Source organism: uncultured Oscillibacter sp. (assembly GCF_950073225.1).
In the GTDB taxonomy this organism is placed as follows: domain Bacteria; phylum Bacillota; class Clostridia; order Oscillospirales; family Oscillospiraceae; genus Oscillibacter.
Genome location: NZ_CATMPS010000011.1, coordinates 61,992 through 78,144, shown reverse-complemented (window position 1 = coordinate 78,144; position 16,153 = coordinate 61,992). Strand labels below are relative to the sequence as shown.

The 16,153-nt window shown below is 62.0% G+C and carries 21 protein-coding genes; 15 read left to right on the top strand and 6 right to left on the bottom strand.

What is annotated here, in order from left to right; genetic code table 11:
• Window positions 1–136: 136 nt before the first annotated feature.
• The 15 genes from Q1M04_RS07780 (at window position 137) to Q1M04_RS07710 (ending at window position 8,511) form a co-directional block, all read left to right on the top strand.
• On the top strand, window positions 137–340 hold the full coding sequence (locus Q1M04_RS07780) for a helix-turn-helix transcriptional regulator (RefSeq protein ID WP_295757403.1): 204 nt from the start codon (window positions 137–139) through the stop codon (window positions 338–340).
• A 33-nt stretch (window positions 341–373) separates the two neighbouring features.
• Window positions 374–586, top strand: coding sequence for a helix-turn-helix domain-containing protein (locus tag Q1M04_RS07775; RefSeq protein WP_297997775.1), 213 nt, complete (start codon window positions 374–376; stop codon window positions 584–586).
• 32 nt (window positions 587–618) lie between these two features.
• Window positions 619–759 (top strand): DNA-binding transcriptional regulator, encoded by a 141-nt coding sequence (locus tag Q1M04_RS07770; protein WP_297997773.1) that lies wholly within the window; start codon window positions 619–621, stop codon window positions 757–759.
• A gap of 4 nt (window positions 760–763) precedes the next feature.
• Entirely contained in the window at window positions 764–1,081 is a 318-nt protein-coding gene (locus tag Q1M04_RS07765) for a hypothetical protein (protein WP_297997770.1), read from the top strand.
• Window positions 1,078–1,719 (top strand): ParA family protein, encoded by a 642-nt coding sequence (locus Q1M04_RS07760; RefSeq protein ID WP_297997768.1) that lies wholly within the window; start codon window positions 1,078–1,080, stop codon window positions 1,717–1,719. Before Q1M04_RS07765 ends, Q1M04_RS07760 begins: the two co-directional genes overlap by 4 nt.
• Window positions 1,720–1,741: 22 nt before the next feature.
• The gene (locus tag Q1M04_RS07755) at window positions 1,742–2,179 is read left to right on the top strand and encodes a phage tail tube protein (RefSeq protein WP_297997766.1); all 438 of its coding nucleotides are present in this window, start codon (window positions 1,742–1,744) and stop codon (window positions 2,177–2,179) included.
• A gap of 406 nt (window positions 2,180–2,585) precedes the next feature.
• The gene (locus tag Q1M04_RS07750; RefSeq protein WP_297997764.1) at window positions 2,586–2,984 is read left to right on the top strand and encodes a phage tail assembly chaperone; all 399 of its coding nucleotides are present in this window, start codon (window positions 2,586–2,588) and stop codon (window positions 2,982–2,984) included.
• Between the two features lie 20 nt (window positions 2,985–3,004).
• Window positions 3,005–3,154 (top strand): hypothetical protein, encoded by a 150-nt coding sequence (locus tag Q1M04_RS07745; protein ID WP_297997761.1) that lies wholly within the window; start codon window positions 3,005–3,007, stop codon window positions 3,152–3,154.
• 326 nt (window positions 3,155–3,480) lie between these two features.
• Window positions 3,481–4,551, top strand: coding sequence for a hypothetical protein (locus Q1M04_RS07740; RefSeq protein ID WP_297997759.1), 1,071 nt, complete (start codon window positions 3,481–3,483; stop codon window positions 4,549–4,551).
• Window positions 4,552–4,917: 366 nt separating this feature from the next.
• The gene (locus Q1M04_RS07735; RefSeq protein ID WP_300447152.1) at window positions 4,918–5,376 is read left to right on the top strand and encodes a hypothetical protein; all 459 of its coding nucleotides are present in this window, start codon (window positions 4,918–4,920) and stop codon (window positions 5,374–5,376) included.
• Between the two features lie 4 nt (window positions 5,377–5,380).
• A complete protein-coding gene (locus Q1M04_RS07730; protein ID WP_297997753.1) occupies window positions 5,381–5,800 on the top strand; it encodes a DUF2577 family protein in 420 nt (139 codons plus the stop codon).
• Entirely contained in the window at window positions 5,797–6,684 is an 888-nt protein-coding gene (locus tag Q1M04_RS07725; RefSeq protein WP_297997751.1) for a baseplate J/gp47 family protein, read from the top strand. Before Q1M04_RS07730 ends, Q1M04_RS07725 begins: the two co-directional genes overlap by 4 nt.
• A gap of 69 nt (window positions 6,685–6,753) precedes the next feature.
• Complete coding sequence (locus Q1M04_RS07720) at window positions 6,754–7,245, top strand: hypothetical protein (RefSeq protein ID WP_297997748.1); 492 nt, start codon at window positions 6,754–6,756, stop codon at window positions 7,243–7,245.
• Window positions 7,246–7,352: 107 nt separating this feature from the next.
• On the top strand, window positions 7,353–7,853 hold the full coding sequence (locus tag Q1M04_RS07715; RefSeq protein ID WP_297997746.1) for a phage holin family protein: 501 nt from the start codon (window positions 7,353–7,355) through the stop codon (window positions 7,851–7,853).
• The gene (locus Q1M04_RS07710) at window positions 7,843–8,511 is read left to right on the top strand and encodes a CHAP domain-containing protein (RefSeq protein WP_297997744.1); all 669 of its coding nucleotides are present in this window, start codon (window positions 7,843–7,845) and stop codon (window positions 8,509–8,511) included. Before Q1M04_RS07715 ends, Q1M04_RS07710 begins: the two co-directional genes overlap by 11 nt.
• A 347-nt stretch (window positions 8,512–8,858) precedes the next feature.
• On the opposite strand, the gene Q1M04_RS07705 is transcribed toward Q1M04_RS07710, so the two are convergent.
• The 6 genes from Q1M04_RS07705 to Q1M04_RS07685 form a co-directional block, all read right to left on the bottom strand.
• Complete coding sequence (locus tag Q1M04_RS07705) at window positions 8,859–9,116, bottom strand: hypothetical protein (RefSeq protein WP_297997742.1); 258 nt, start codon at window positions 9,114–9,116, stop codon at window positions 8,859–8,861.
• Between the two features lie 1,145 nt (window positions 9,117–10,261).
• Complete coding sequence (locus Q1M04_RS07700; RefSeq protein WP_293279977.1) at window positions 10,262–10,879, bottom strand: metallophosphoesterase; 618 nt, start codon at window positions 10,877–10,879, stop codon at window positions 10,262–10,264.
• A complete protein-coding gene (locus tag Q1M04_RS07695) occupies window positions 10,876–12,777 on the bottom strand; it encodes a BMP family ABC transporter substrate-binding protein (protein ID WP_297997740.1) in 1,902 nt (633 codons plus the stop codon). The genes Q1M04_RS07700 and Q1M04_RS07695 overlap by 4 nt, the downstream gene beginning before the upstream one ends.
• A 301-nt stretch (window positions 12,778–13,078) precedes the next feature.
• The gene (locus Q1M04_RS16135; RefSeq protein ID WP_325186952.1) at window positions 13,079–13,435 is read right to left on the bottom strand and encodes a transposase; all 357 of its coding nucleotides are present in this window, start codon (window positions 13,433–13,435) and stop codon (window positions 13,079–13,081) included.
• 89 nt (window positions 13,436–13,524) lie between these two features.
• On the bottom strand, window positions 13,525–15,735 hold the full coding sequence (locus tag Q1M04_RS07690) for an ATP-dependent RecD-like DNA helicase (RefSeq protein WP_297997738.1): 2,211 nt from the start codon (window positions 15,733–15,735) through the stop codon (window positions 13,525–13,527).
• A gap of 35 nt (window positions 15,736–15,770) precedes the next feature.
• Entirely contained in the window at window positions 15,771–16,100 is a 330-nt protein-coding gene (locus Q1M04_RS07685) for a hypothetical protein (RefSeq protein ID WP_295756210.1), read from the bottom strand.
• Window positions 16,101–16,153 lie beyond the last annotated feature (53 nt).

Genomic DNA, 16,153 nt, shown 5'->3' with positions numbered 1-16,153 from the left:
CGGTCGTCCAGCGTCAAAGTCCTCACCTAAATCACCCCTTTCACCCGTTTCTGCCCCCGTTTGGGTAAAAAAATAATGCAGAAAAAGGTTGAAAAACCTTTTCTGCATTTAACTTACTACATCAGCGGGTGAAAATGTGAGAATCAGAGAACTGCGGGAACAGGCCGGGCTGACCCAGGACCAAGTTGCGGAGCATATGGGCGTGGATCAGGCGGCGGTGCATCGCTGGGAGATTGGCAAGGCTATGCCCAGGGCGGCAAAGCTGCCGGAGCTGGCGGCTCTCTTGCATTGCTCCATCGACGAGCTCTACAGCCGCGACTCTCCCCCGGCGGCGGGCTGACGGGCAAACCCATGCGAAAGGAGGTATCCAAACATGAATCCCCGTCCCTCGTCCTATGAGGCCCTTCCTTGGGTCCTGACCCCCGAAGAAGTAGCGCCCTTGCTGAATGTCGGCATGTGTACCGTCTATGAGCTGCTTCGGAGCAAGCAGCTCAAGCACACCCGGATCGGCGTGCAGTACCGCATCCTCAAGCAGGACGTGCTGGCCTTCATGGGCCAAGGCTCCCAGACGGCAGAAGCCGTCTGACCAGACCATAACACAAACAGGAGGAGAAAACCATGTCGGAACTGTCCCAAAACATCTACCGGACCGGGCGGATTTGTACCGGTCTCACCCAGGAGGCGGCGGCCGAACAGATCGGCGTCGCGGCTGAAACGCTCCGGGCCTATGAAGCCGGGCGGCGGATTCCCCCCCGGTGACGTTGTGGAGCGGATGGTGCTCTGCTACCACACCCCCGCCCTCGCCTACCGCCATCTCCGGGAAACCGGCGGCTTGATCTCTTACGTGGTCCCAGAGCTGGAGTCCCGCAGTGCGCTGGAATCGGCAGTCCGGGTCTACTTGCTACTGACCCGCTTCGCCAAGAGCCAGGCCGTGGACCGTCTGCTGGAGATCGCCGAGGGCGGCGTCAGTCAGAGAGAACAGGCCGAGTTCAATCAAATTACAGCGGATCTCCGGGAGCTGGCCCGCCCCTGCCTGGAGCTGGATGTGTTCTGGAGAGACACCGGAAAGGAGGAACTATGAAACGCTATGTGATTCAGCGTCGTATCCACAACTGGGACCCCTGGGAGGTCTGCCCCGGCCGGGAGTACGACACCCTGGAGGAAGTCAAAGCGGCCTTCCCCGGCGTGGACCTGCTGGCGGGAGACGACTCCCTCATGGACCTGGACCTGACGAAGGCGGAAACCGGAACTGCGAAGGCGGCGGTCCTGCGGGACATGGCCCTGCTTCTGGCGGAGGAGGACCGCTACGACGTGTGCATCGTGGACTGCCCCCCGGCTTTCAACGCGGCGTCGGCCGCGGCGCTGGCGGCGGCGGATGAGGTGATTATCCCCATCAAACTGGACGCCTTCAGCCTCCGGGGGATGACAAACCTTCTGCGGCAGCTCGCCAATGCCCGGACCATCAACCCGGCTCTGCGGCTGTCGGGCATTCTGCCTACCATGTGGTACCGGAGCCGGCGAATCCAGGAGGCGGAGGAGACGCTGCGCGGCAGCGGCCTGCCGGTGTTTCCCCACATCCGCCGGACGGACAAGGTGGACGAAATGACATTTGACCAGGAACCCCTGATTGTGTGCAATCCGCGCTGCGCTGCCTGCGTAGATTACCGGCGGTTCATTCGCGAATGGCTGAACCCGGAAGGAGGCACGGCGCATGGCTGAAACAGGAAAAGGAGGTTTTGATATGGCATTTGAAAACGGCTCCCGGGTAATGAACGGGACCTTCGGCACCGTGTGGGCGGACGGCAGCGAGATTGCGGAGATTTCCGCCTTCCAGCTGAAGGTGGCGAAGAATTTCGACCCCATCAACATGTGCGGCCAGATGGCGGAGGACCGGAAGCTGACGGGCATTAAAATTACCGGCTCCATGACGCTGCACAAGGTCTACAGCCGGGGGGCGGAGGACGTGAACGCCGCCAACCGGGGCCACGACGTGCGGCGGACTTTGGTTGCCAAGCTGGCGGACCCGGACGCCTACGGCGCGGAGCGGGTGGCGGTGTACGGCATGAACTACGACGAGCAGACCCTGATGGACTTCGCCGCCGGTAAGGCGGGGAGCATGACGGTCCCCTTCCAGGCCACGGGGTTTGAGTATCTGGACCAGGTGCCGCCGCCCCAGTGAGGGCATGAAAGAAGCCGCCCCTGACAGGCGGCGAGAATTGACAAAATACAGTGCGGCTGGTATGATGAGGCCAGAAGGACGCTGTTGCATAATAGGCGGTCGGCCCATTCCCTTGCGAAAGGGGGTGGTTCATTTCCCGGAGATCGTATCGAAGGGAGGTGACGCTGATGTGGAGAAAACGGCTGTACGCAGTACTCCGGTTTCTGGTGTGCTTGGCTTTTTGGGCCTACATACTCACCATAAAAGCGTGTTGACCGCTCGGCTGGTCCCCAAGCGGTCAACTCTGTTGACTAGACTTCCGGGCTGACCGCCATGCGGCAGCGCCCTTCTATGTTCATTATACCGAAATCAGCCGCTTTGTCAAGAGTACGACAGGGCGGCTGGTTCTTTTGATATGGAGGAGCATATGGAAAACGAGAAAAAAGTAAGCGTGCTGGACCTGCTGCTGCGGCCGGAGCTGCCGGATGTGCGGAAGTCCCTGCCGGAGAAAAAGGCGGAGGTGAAGCGGCTGACGGAGCTGGCCGGGGAGCCGGTGGTCTTCACTCTGCGGGGGCTCACCTATGACGAGAGCCGGAAGGTCCAGGACAAGCCCCGGGAGGAACAGGCGGTTTCCGCCGTACTCTACGGCTGCAAGGACCCGGACTTCCGGGACAAGCGGCTGCTGGACCCGGAGAGGGGCGTTGTAACGCCGCCGGACGCCATCAAGGCGAGGCTGACCGCCGGGGAGATTGACGAGCTGTACATTGAGATTCAGAAGCTCTCCGGCTATCTCCGCCGGACCCTTGCCGAGGTAAAAAACGCCTAGAGGCGGCGGACGACCCGGGATTGTCCCTGCTGTACTATCTGTTCGCCGCCAAGGGCTGGGGGCTGAGGGACCTCCGGGCTTTTTACGAGGGCCGGGACGGGTGGATGGACATTATCCGGGCGTTCGCCGCCTACCAGGCGGAGAGACGGGGCGAGGGCTACAAGTGGTAAAGAAAACCGCCCTCCCGGAGGGGAGGGCGGGGGGCTACAGCATTGTTGCAAAAAATAGAAACGCCGGAGCAAAAAAGAACATTGTGACCGCAAGGAACCAGAAAAGAACGCGTGTGTCGTGGTCCTCCCGGGCATATCGCTGCCTCATGCCGATTACTGTATCGCTCGGGCGGAGTTCACCAGATACCAGGTACACAAAGCAGCACCCGGCCGCAATACTCCCAAGCGCACAAACCGTCAGGAAAGCTGTCAACTCCATCCCCCCCTTCAATGGCTGATTTTAATATACCAGTTCCCCTAAAAGTTGTCAACAGGAGGTGACGGTTGTGGCGAATAATGTCTCCATTGTCATGACGCTGCAAACCGATATTGACGCCAAGCTGAAAACCATCGCCAGTACATCTCAGGGCTGCTCCAAGGCCATGGAGGAGCTTTCAAGAAAGGGCCAGCAGCTTGGTGACAGGTATAGAGACCTCACAAAGCGATCTGCGGAAGCGTCCGCGGAGGCTCTGGAGGTCAAACGGGCTATGGACGAGGCGGCGAAATCCTTTAAAAAGAGCGGGGATGAGGCCGACCGGCTGACCTTTGAGCGGCTGCGGGAGGAATACAATGACCTGTCGCTTTCCGCCAAAGGATACTCTGATGAAGCGAAGAACACCGTGAAGGAGATCCGCGCCCTTTCCGATGAGGTTCGGAAAATGGATGGCGCCGGTGCGGCGCAAGGCGTATCCGGCAGCCTTCCGGCAGGGGTATCCGATGGGAGCATCGTCCAGAAGGTTGGGACAGCCGGGCTTTTCAAAATGGCGGGGGATTCGCTCTCTCAGTTTGCCGGAGCCGCTCTTGAAAGCGCCATTGGGAAGCCGATAGCAGACCTTGCCTCCGGGATTGCTTCCGGGGCCGCGTCGGGCGCGGCGATTGGCAGTATTGTGCCTGGAATTGGCACGGCCCTGGGCGCGGCCGCTGGGGCCGGTATCGGCGCGATCAATGGAGCGACCCAGATTTTCACCGAGCGAGACGACTCCTTCAAGGACTACTACCGGGGCCTGTACGAGGACGTCAACACCGCCACGGCGGAAGGGCTCTCCTCCGGCTCCGCCCTGGCGGCGGGCCGGGAGACCACGAAGCTGTCCTTCAACACCCTGCTGGGCGACGGCAAAAAGGCTGGAGCGTTCCTGGAGCAGGTCCAGGACACCGCCAACACCACGCCGTTCCTCTACGACGACCTGGTGGGCATCTCCAAGACCATGCTGAGCTTCGGCACGGCGGTGGACGACATCATCCCCACGGTGCGCGTGGACTCTATCGTCGTCCAGGGTGGAGACGGCGACGCTGCGGATCAGATCGCGGAGACGCTGGCCCGGAAGCTCCGGGCGGCGATGCTGAGAGGGGGCGGCTGATCATGCAGATTATTTTCCGCAATGTCAAGACGAGCCAGGAGCTTATCATGCCCGTGACGCCGCCGGACTTCGCCGTGGAGGAGGGGCGGAGCGTGGAGACCCTGGACATGACGGACACGGGGCAGGTGAACCTGCCGGGCCTGCGGAAGCTCTTCAACCAGCGGATGGAGTTCCTGCTTCCGTCCTCGGAGCGGAATTACACCACCGGGGGCTGGACCGGGGAGCCCTACGCCGTGGCGGACCGGCTGGTAGAGTGGTCCAACAACGGCGACGTGCTGCGGTTTATCGTCACGGACACGCCGGTGAACCTGCCGGTGCTGCTGGGCCCCGTGGAGCACGGGCAGCGGGACGGAACGGGGGACGTGTATGTCACGCTGGAGCTGCGGCAGTACCGGGAACTTCTGGAAGAGAGCACCGAGGTTAATCCGGACACCGGCAAAGATGGTCAACCGCGTGGCGGTCTACGACGGCGACAAATTCAAAAAGGTGGCCCAGTACGACAGCCCGGAGAACTACGTGGCCCTTTACGGCCTTATGCAAAAGGCCATCCGGGCCAGCGAGAAGGAGGACCCGGAGGCCGCCGCCAAGGACATCCTGGAGCAGAATGGGATATCCACGACTATTACTGCCCAGTGCCTGGGAAATGTGAAGCTCATCACCGGCAACGCCGTGGCGGTCCACGAGCCTGTCACCGGCGTGGACGGCCTGTTCTGGATTACGGCGGACAGCCACACGGTCCGGCGGGGAATCTATCAGACCAAAGTGACGCTGGATTTCCGGAATTTGATGGACGGGCAGGCGGCGGGGAGCCTTCCGAAGGAGTGAACATATGCAGGGAAACGCCTACAGCGAGCTCGTCTCCATGATGCGGGAGGTGGCAAATCCCAAGGGGCCCATGGGGCCCATCCACCTGCGGCTGGGGACCGTCCTGGCGGCGGACCCACTGAAAGTGGACGTGGCGGGGACCATCCAGGAGGCGGAGCGGTTCTATATCTCCCACCGGCTGGTGAAGGGCCACCGGGAGCTGCTGGAGCTGGAGTGCGAGGGCGTAAACGGCGAGCTCTCCATTCAAGCTTCCTGCGGCTACGGCTCCCACAGCTCCATGTCCATCAGCTCCGGCACGCTGAATACGCCCCGCTGCCTGGCCGCTCAGGCGGAGCCGGTGCTGAAGGCCGGGGACGAGGTGCTGCTGCTGACGGAGGACGACCAGACGTTCTATTTAATGGATAAGGTGGTGAAGGCGGGATGAGCGGAATCTTCCCCATTGTGCAGCCGGAGGCGGCGGCGGAGCCCCGGCGGCTGCCGCTGTGCAAAGAGGCGGCCTGGGATTTTGAAAAAGGCACGCCGGTGTTCTCCGGCGGGAAGCCCCTGGTGGTCTCCGGGGCGGAGGCGGTGAAGGTGTGGATCTGGAAAACGCTGATGACCGCCCGGTTTCATTTCAGCGTTTATTCCTGGGACTACGGCAGCGAGGTGGAGAGCCTGCGGAACTACAGCGGCGTCTCCGATTTTACCAACAGCGCGGCGGACGGCGGCGCGGACCCGGAAACGGACGGGGCCCTGCTGGGGCGGTACCTGGAGCGGATGCGCAAGCCCGCCACCTCCGGCAATCCCTGGCATTACCAGCGCTGGGCCAAGGAGGTGGAGGGCATCGGGGCGGCCCGGATTGTCAGCAAGTGGAACGGCCCCGGCACGGTGAAGGTCATTGTGGCGGACCAGGACCTCCAGCCCGCCACGGCGGCGGCGGTCAGCGCCTGCGCGGCCCACATCGAGGAGGAGCGCCCCATTGGGCCCTCCGTCACGGTGGAGGCCGCGAAAACGCTGGAGGTCACGGTGGAGGCCTCCGTCACCCTGGAGAGCGGCGCGGGCGCGTCCACCGTTCGGGCAGCGCTGGAGGAGGCGGTGACGGAATATCTGCGCGCCACGGCGGCTTCCGCCTTTGGCGGCAGCGTGGACTTGCAGTTTGAAGCCATGGACGCGGGGGCCTACTCCCTGCTGTTCAACCGGGTCGCCTTTTTGCTGCTGTCCATTCCCGGCGTGGTGGACTACACCGCCCTGGCCCTGAACGGCGGGACGGAAAATTTGACCATCCCGGCGGACACCTTGCCGGTGCTGAAGGAGGTGAGGGTGGTTTGAAACCCTTTGTCGCCCGGTATCCGGCCTTCCTGGCGGGCTCGGCGGAGTTCCGGGACATCCAGGGCCGTCATGCTGGCCATGACGCCGAAGCAGACCGTGTATTTTTATCTGTATTATTCCGAATACCTTTCCCTTCGGGAAATCGGAGAGCTGACCGGCACGCACTTTTCCTCCATCACGCGGACCATTCGCCGGGCCATGCGGAATATTGGGAATCTGCTGGGGGGCCAGGACGCCATCCTGGAACACCCGGAGGCCCTGGACGAGCTGGCTTATCAGGCGTATTGCGAGCTGGGGGACCACCCGGAATTGGTCCCGGAGGGCATACATATCCCCCACACGGCCCTCCCGCCGAAGCAGAGGGGAAGGAAAAGCAAGAGCCACATCCCACTCCCGGCGGAAATCTCTATACGGGTCCGGGGGAAGCGCGGGAAGCCGCCCGGGAAGCTGCTCTCCGCCCTCCTGGAGCGGCGGGAAGCGCGGCCCGGCGGGTCCGTGTTCCAGTGGCTGACGGCGGTCTTTGCGGCCTTCCGGCGGAAGCTGAAAAAGCGCGCCGGGTGACGGGTTCATGCAACTTTCTGTTCTCAGGGCCTAGTATTCGGATACTGCGGCCCTCACCGGCCCGGAGGGGTCCGGCCTGGGGGTCAAACAACAAAAGGAGAAATGACATGAGCAACGAAAACTTTGCGGTGCAAATCAAGCTCTGCCTTGCCGCCGTCCTGGGCACGCTGACGGCCCTTTGGGGCTGGTTCGGCTGGCTGGTGCTGGTATGGGCTGCGCTGATGCTGGCGGACTGGCTCATCGGCTCCGCCGTGGCGGCGAAGGACGGAAAATGGAGCAGCGGGAAGATGCGGGCGGGGGCCTGGCATAAGGGCGGCATGATCGTCATTGTATGCGTGGCCCTGACGGCGGACTGGCTGATTGGAACTCTGCTCCATAACCTCCCGGTGGTGGAGCTGCCCTTTACCTACGGCGTGCTGCTGGGGCCTCTGGTCATCGTGTGGTACGTGGTCGGGGAGCTGGGGAGCCTGGCCGAGCACGCCATTGTCATGGGAGCCCCCTACCCCGCGTGGCTTCCGAAGATCCTGGAGGCCGGAAAAAACGCGGTGGACAAGGTAGGCGAGGAGCTGACGGACTTCCGGGAAGGAGAACAGCGCCATGACCGCTGAGAAGGTACTGGCCGTTGCCCGGGGGGAGCTGGGCAATACGGAGAGCCCTGCCGGGAGCAATCGGACCAAGTACGGCAAGTGGTTCGGCCTGGACGGTTACGCTTGGTGTATGATGTTCGTCATGTGGTGCTTCAGCCAGGCGGGGGCTCTCGAGCTCCTGCCCAAGCGGACGGCCTCCTGCGGGGACCTGATGCGCTCCGCAAAGGCGGCGGGCCGCTGGGTGACGGAGGACTACCGCCCCGGCGACGTGGTGATCTACGACTTCCCCGGCGGCGCGGCCACGGACCATACGGGGATTATCGAAAGCGTGACAGCCTCCGGAGTGGTGGCCATTGAGGGCAATACCTCCCAGGCCGGAAGCCAGTCCAACGGCGGGCAGGTGTGCCGGAAGGACAGGAAATACAACATGATTGTGGGTGCGGTGCGCCCAAGGTTTGAGGAGGAAGAGGATATGAAAATCGAAGACCTGACCGATGCGCAGGTCCTTCAGCTGGGAAAGCGTATCCAAGCGGTCATGGGCAGGCAGCCCGTCAGCCCCGCCCTGGCGGCGGAGCTCCAGGAGGCCAAGGCCAAGGGCATCACCGACGGGAACAACCCCGGCGCCTTCTGTACTCGGGCCCAGGCCGCCGTCATGACCCTGCGGGCGACAAAAAAGTAAAAATCAGAGGGCGAAAGCCCTCCGATTTTTTACAATGTCAATATGCTTGTAAATTTTACTATGTAATATGCAATAAGTTTAGTGGTTTCGTGTAGTTACAAAATTGGTAAAATGAGCTATACTAAAAATGAAAACATCGGCGGTAGGCCACCGCTTGGTGGGGTAATATGCCGCTGGGTTTCTGGGTGGAGGAGACACAGCGGCTTAATGCTTCCGTTCGGGCGAGACACAGCGGACTGAAGAAAATCATAGATAGATAGAGAAGGTGTGCGTGAGTGAACCAAAAATCGTGTTATCACAATGGCTGCAAGTTACCTCTCAATAATAACCGATATCTCTGGCAGATGTTATATACCATCTTTGGCCTGATAGTTTTGTTTTGGAAGACAGAGCAATTCACATTTTTTCAAGTGGCACTCTTCGTATTCCCAATTTTGATTGATGTTAGTTATGGAACGTTGGAAAGTAATCTCATGAACTTTGTCAGGAAGTGCTTTATCATTCTGAACGTGTTGTTTTTTATCTTTTGCTTGCTGGGGCTCGCGAATGTCATCGATGATACCGGAAATTCCTTTTATGTCTATTTGGAAGTGCTGAATCTCCATTTTTCTGTCACCAAGGTGCGGTTTGGATGGGTCATGATTCCTAATATCATCATCCCTGTACTGTACTACGGATGCTCTCCCTGCCGAAAAAATGAGGAAACTATTGTCAGTGCCCGCCACCATGAAAAAGGAGGGGTAAAATGAACTCCGTATTATTCGCCGTGGTTATTCTGTGCTTTATTTACATCGCAAATGTTCTATGTTGTGCTGTGATTTGTGAAGCGGAAAACGAAATGGGTCAAATCAGACGGTTTATTTTTCTGGTCCCACTTGTCAATGTGTTGATGTTCTTTTATTTCCTCCTCTTCAAACAGGATAAGGCGCATTCTCGTTTACAGTATGCATTTGCTTTTTTGCGGATACCCGCAAAAAATTACCTTGTAATAATGGTCTTGGCACAGTCTTTAGCGGAATACAATCGAAGAGTCGTAACAAAGAGTGTCCAGCCGGTCTTGACACCTCCTAGAATATTAGCCTTTGCAAATCTTTACAAAAAACAGGTTTCTTATGTGCAATCTATCCGGTAAAAAGCACAGTGAAGTCCTATAAATGAAGAAAAGGGCCGGGGATTATTCCCCGACCCTTAGCGGCAAATTCACCTTGCGGATTCTGGCGCTGGGGACGCGCATCCAGACAGTCATGGGGAAGCAGACTGTGAGCCCCACCTTGGCGGCGGGGTTGGCGGAGGCCAAGGCCAGGGCACTGACGGGACCAGTCTCGGCGCGTTCTGCACCAGGGCCCAGGCCGCCGTCATGACGCCGCGGGCAGCAAAGACTGGAAAGAGATGATAAGGGCCCCGGATGCTCATGGCATCCGGGGCTTGATTCCTGTCGGTTTGGCTGCTTTTTCCCTGTTGTTTCCCTTTAGAGGGGAAAGTTATGCATGAATATGGGGCATGAACTAACATGAAAAGTTTCTGATTTCTTGGCGTTTATTTGCGTATTGCGACCTTTAACACAAGGTAAACGGTGGGCGAGGAGTTCGATTCCCGTACCCTGCTCCAAAAGGAAAAGCACCGCAAAGCGGTGCTTTTCCTTTTGGAGCCGACATTCCACTTTGCCGCGCAAACCGGCTTCCGCGGGCCTTATGCATCCCCCGAAAAATCCGCGGAGGCCCTTCCGGCCCGCGCCTGTTTCCTTGCGGCGTCAAGGGTTTTCCGCCTTTGGCGGGTTTTCCAGATCCAGCACATACCGCTCATAAGCGTTGATGATGGTGGTCTCCCCCCGCTGGAGCACCCGGGGGATCTGGAACCCATAGTTCACATGCACATGCCCATGGATCAAGTACCGGGGCCGGTACTTGTCCACCAAATTCAGCAGACACTCAAACCCCTGGTGGGCGTAGTCCTCCCCGTCTCCATAGCCCATGATGGGCGAGTGGGTCAGCACAATGTCCACGCCCCCCGCCCGCCGGAGGCTCCACCACAGCCGCCGGACCCGGCGGGCCATCTGGGCCTCCGTGTACTGGTGGGGCCCTCCGCTGTACTCTACACTCCCCCCCAGGCCCAAAATGCGCAGGCCCTTCACCGTCACCAGGCGGTCCTCCACGCAGTCGCAGCCCTCCGGAGGGTTCCGGTCATAGGTCTTGTCGTGATTCCCGTGGACGTAGAGCAGGGGCTTGCCGCTCATGGTCACCAGGAAGCTGAGGTATTTGGAGTTCAAGTCCCCGCAGGAGAGGATCAGGTCGATGCCGTCCAGGCGGCCCGGACGGTAGTAGTCCCACAGGTACTCGCTCTCTTTATCAGACAGTAACAGCAGCTTCATAGGATGGGGTCCTCCTTCTCCGGGGGAATGGCCTCCCGGTAGACGCCCTGGAGCCGGGCGAGGGGGCGGGCCATGGGCAGCAGGTCCTCATACTGGGGCAGCTGGCCGTGGACGCAGTCCAGAAGGGTGTCCATGTGCAGGATTTTCTCCGGCGCGGCCTCGGGGAAGGGCTGGAGGGAACCGTCGATGATGCCCCGGCGGAGGACGCCCGCCAGCCGGCGGACCCCGGCGGGCAGATCGTCCCCCAGCAGGATGTCCACGGCCCGGCTGTCCAGGCCCCACCAGTAGTTCACCGCCTGGCCCTCCGGGGCTGCCAGGGCCTCCCAGCCGCCCTCCAGCACGCTGCGGACCAGGTTCGTGTAGACATTGCCCCAGTGCCAGTAGGGGGAGGCCAAGGAGTGGAATTTTCCGTTCTCAATGCGGCACAGGCCCCAGGGCTCCCGGATGCGGTCCGGCGTGGGAATGTCCCGGTTGGAGATGAGGGAGACCCCCTCCCAGGCCAGGGCGTCCATGGCGTCCTCCTCCACGCAGGACCAGCGGAGGGTGATCTCCGCCCGGGGATTTGTCAGCTGGGCCCCCAGGGCGAAGGCGTTGATGCTGGCGGGAACGCCGAAGATCGGGCTGCTGGCCACGTACCCGATGCGGCCGCTGCGGCTCAGAGCCCCGGCGATGGCCCCGGCGATATACTTCGCCTCATAGATGCGGCTGTAATAGGTACGGACCCCGGCGTAGGGCATGGAGACGGAGCAGTTCAGAATACGGACCTCGGGGTGCTTCGCCGCCGTCTTCCGGCAGGCCCCGATGAGGGGCGGCGTGATGGCGAAGAGGATCTGGGCCCCGTGCTCAATGGCCTCCTCCATGGCGGCCTCCGCCTCCTCCCCGGGGCGGAGGCCGTAGAAGACCTCCGTTTCCACCCGGTCCTCCAGCACGGTTTCCAGGTACTCCCTCCCCAGGTCGTGGGCCCGGGCCCAGTCGCTCTGCTCCGGCAGCTGGTCGCTGATGAAGGCCACATGCAGGCGGCTTGGCTGCTTGGGCTTGAAGATGCGGCCCAGCAGGTTCTCCTCCCTGGCCTCCGGCGTGTCCGTGCGGACGGCGATGGGCCCTGACAGGGCCTTGATGTCCGCCCAGACGGCCTTGACGCTCTTGAGGAGCTCCGCCGAGGACAGGGAGATCAGTTCGTCGAAGCTGTAGACCTTCAGCCACACCAGCACGGCGTCCGCCACGGTGATGGGCAGTTCCCCGCCTCCCAGCTTCAAAAAGGGCTCCTGAAAATAGGTGTAGCCCGCGGCGAAGCGGCGGCGCTCGTCCTCCGTCCAGATGTGGTCCGGCTCATAGCCCAGGGCCTTCTGGAGTTTGACAAAGCTCCCCGCCCGGGTGAACCGGGTCCGGTACAGCTTCGTCTTCGGAAAGGACTGCATAAATTCGTAGTAGGCCGCCACCGCCGGGTCCTCCGTCCAGACAGGGATCATGCGGATGACGTAAGCGGGGATGGTGGGCGCGCCATAGCTCCGCAGGACGCTGACCCGCTTGTTTCCCTCCTGGACGTAAAAGCGGCCGAAGTACTCATAGCACCGGATGGGGTCCCGGATGCCCTCGTCCCCCAGGTGGGCCTCGCAGAGGCTGATCCACTTCCCGGCAAACTCCGTGTCCGGGTCCAGCAGGGGCAGGAAGTCCGCCGAGAAGGCGGACCGGCGGCCCGCCGTTTTGGTGCCGACGATCTGGTCGATGGGAATCTCCATCACCCCCAGCTCCGTCTGGCCCGCCACCATAGAGTCGCTGATGATCTCGTCCAGCACCTGGGGATAGGGGTAGCGGCCCCGGACCAGGGCCTCCTTATAGGCCTTGCGCCCCTGTTTCAAGGCGGTGGCGTACTGCGACATTGCCTCCTGACGGTTCATGCAAAAGTCCTCCCTTATCGTTCCGATCCATGTGATTTCAAGGGTTTATTGTACCCTGACCGCCGGAAAATTACAATGGTATTTTCGCCGAAAGCCGGGGAGCTCCGGGGGAAGGGACCGGGCCTTTTGGCAAAAGGCGGCAGGGCGCCCGGCGGGGAAGGGAAATTTAAGGAAGCACTGATTAAAGCAGGTAAAAACCAGGCAAACAGACGAAGGTAGTAAAAACGTCCAATAAAGGGCCATATTGGGGAATGGATTCCTCGCTTTTCCAGTCCCAGCCCGGTCAAAGGGCGCAAAAACCTTAGGCGGGGCATAGGGAACCGCCCGCCCTGGCAAGCATGTACAGATTTGCGCTGGCGAAGAGAACGTGTAATCGGTTAAGATTTTTTCTCAGGCCCCGGTAAACGGTCTTCCGAAAACCGAAAATGTTCTTCACAATCCTGTAGGGATGCTCCACCTTGCAGCGTACGGCAGATTTTCGGTTTTCAATATACCGCTCCCAGTCAATGGCATTGTCTGAAACCCTGGGGAACCGGCCCGGCCTGCGGTTGATGCGGTATTCAATGGCACAAAGCTGCGGATTGCTTTTGATTTCTTCCCGTTTCTCTATCCCAAGGCAGGCACTGTCCCCGCAGACCGCCTTATCATCTTCCCGCAGAAGCCTTATCTTTGCGGCCTGTCTGGATATTCTCCAAACAGGCCGCTTTTCGACAGACTGAAGGACCGCCCAAGGGCGGTCCTTCCCGTTTATTTCCCGGCAGCCCCCTTGGCCAGCCGCCAGCGGAGGCCGGAGTACCGCCTCTGCCGCTTATCATTCGCCGCCATGGCCCGGACCGCCGCGTCGTCTCCCACGACCACCAGCAGCTCCTTCGCCCGGGTCAGGGCCGTGTACAGCACCCCCCGGACCATCAGGGAGGAGGGCGCGGGCATGGCCGCCAGCACCACGCAGCGGTACTCGCTGCCCTGGGATTTATGCACCGTCATGGCGAAGGCCAGGTCCACCTCGTTCAGCTGCTCCGCGCCGTAGACCGCCCGGCGGCCGTCAAAGTCCAGCTCCAGCCACTCGCCGGAGTCGTCGATCTTCACGATCCTTCCCACGTCCCCGTTGAACATCCCCGTGCCCACGGTTCCGTCCTCTTTTTCCCACACCACATCGTAGTCGTTCCGGGTCTGCATCACCCGGTCCCCCTCCCGGAAGAGCCGGTCGCCCCACAAAAGCTCCCGCTTCTCCGGCCCTTTGGGGTTCAGCGCCTCCTGGAGGAGGCGGTTCAGGTTCACCGTCCCGGCGGGGCCCTTCCGGGTGGGGGTCAGCACCTGGATCTCCGCCGCCGGGACTCCCATGTTCTCCGGCAGGCGGGTCCTGCACAGCTCCACCAGGGTGTTCAGCGCCCGCTCCGGGTCCCGGCGGCAGAGGAAAAAGAAATCCCCCTGGTTGCTCTGGAGGTCCGGGGCCCTCCCCTGGTTCACGGCGTGGGCCGCCCGGATGATGGCGGACTGCTCCGCCTGGCGGAAGACCTCCCGAAGGAATACGGTTTCCACCCGTTCGCTGCGGATAAGGTCTGAGAACACGTTCCCCGCCCCCACGGAGGGCAGCTGGTCCGCGTCCCCCACCAGCACCAGCCGGGTCCCGGGCCGCAGGGCCCGGAGCAGCGCCGCGAACAAGGTTACGTCCACCATAGAGGTCTCGTCCACAATAACGGCCCCGGCCTCCAGGGGCTCCTTCTCCGTCTTGGTAAAGGTCACCTGCCGGGCGTCCTCGTTCCAGCTCATCCCCAGGAGCCGGTGGACCGTCTGGGCCTCCGCTCCGGTGAGCTCGCTCATCCGCTTGGCCGCCCGGCCCGTAGGGGCCGCCAGCACCACGTCCAGGCCCATCTTTCGGAACAGGGCCGCAATGGCCCGGACGGTGGTGGTCTTTCCGGTGCCGGGGCCGCCGGTGAGAATCAGCACGTTTTCCCTGGCCGCCAGCTCCACGGCCTTGCGCTGCTGGGGGGAATAGGCGACGCCCTGGGCCCGTTCCAGCTCGTCCACCGTCCGCCCGGCGGAGACCCGGCCCTGGGGCTTCGCCGACAGCAGGGCCTCCAGGCGCAGCTGGGCGGTGCGCTCCGCCTCCCACAGCCGCCGGAGGTAACAGGCGTCCACATTGGCCACCCGCTCCTGAATCACCTGTCCCCGGCTAATAAGCTCGTCCAGGGCCAGCTCCGGGCCCTCCTCCCCGCACTGGAGGAGCTGGGCCGTGGCGGCCACCAGCTTCCCCCGGGGGAGGAAGACGTGGCCGTTGTTTTCGTTGTGGCTCAGCTCAAAGCTCACCGCCGCCTGGAGCCTGGCCCCGCTGTCGGGCTCAAAGCCCATGCTCATGGCGATCCCGTCCGCCACGGAGAAGGCCACGCCGCATTCGTCGCCCGCCAGCAGATATGGGTCCTGCCGGAGCTTTTCCAGCGCCGCGTCCCCGTACTGCCGCCGCAGGCGCATGGCCAGCACCGGGGGCAGCTCATACCGGGCCAGGAAGGCCATCAGCCGCCGCAGGCCCATGTGCTGCCGGAAGGCCTCGCCGATCTCCTGGGCCCGCCGGGCGGTGACGCCCTTGAGGGTGGTCAGCCGTTCCGGGGCGGTCTCCAGCACGTCGAAAGTCTCCAGGCCGAAGCGGTCCACCATGTTCCGGGCCGTGGCGGGGCCCACGCCCTTCAAAACGCCGGAGGAAAGATAGCTGAACATCTCCGCCTCGTCCTCCGGCAGTCTCCGCTCCACCTCCGACGCCCGGAGCTGTTCCCCGTGCTGGGGGTGGCGCTCCCATGTGCCGGTGACGCTCAAGCCCTCGCCGGGGGCGGCGCAGGGGATGCAGCCCACAACGGTGACGACCTCCCCCTCCTCGGTGAGGAGGCGGAGGACCGTGTACCCGTTTTCGGCGTTTTGAAAGATGATGCTATGTATCGTGCCCTCCCGGCAGATGAGCTCTTCCATTTGGGATATCCTCTCTTTTCGCCCTCCAGGCGGGCTCATATTTCCGCGATGATGTCCCCCGGCAAAACCAGGGCGGCGTTTTTCTCCCGGTCCGCCAAGTACCGGGCCAGCGCCTGGGCGTCGGGGGTCAGCCCGCAGTCCGCCAGGACGATTTTGGCCCCCGGCAGGCTCCCCTGAACCCGGCGGAGCTCCCGGACGTCGGCCTCCATGGCCAGGGCCTCCCCTTTCAGGGGCAGGACCAGGAGCAGCCCCGGGATAGCCGGGCGCCCGCCCATATGGAGCAGGGCTCCGGCGGCGGCCCACACGATGGTTGTCAGGCCGACGGCGGAAAGAAAGGCCAGGACGCCGTCTTGCAGCAGCAGCATTTGAATCACCTCGGTTCAGTCTATGCGGAACCGGGGGATTCGGTTAGCCGCCC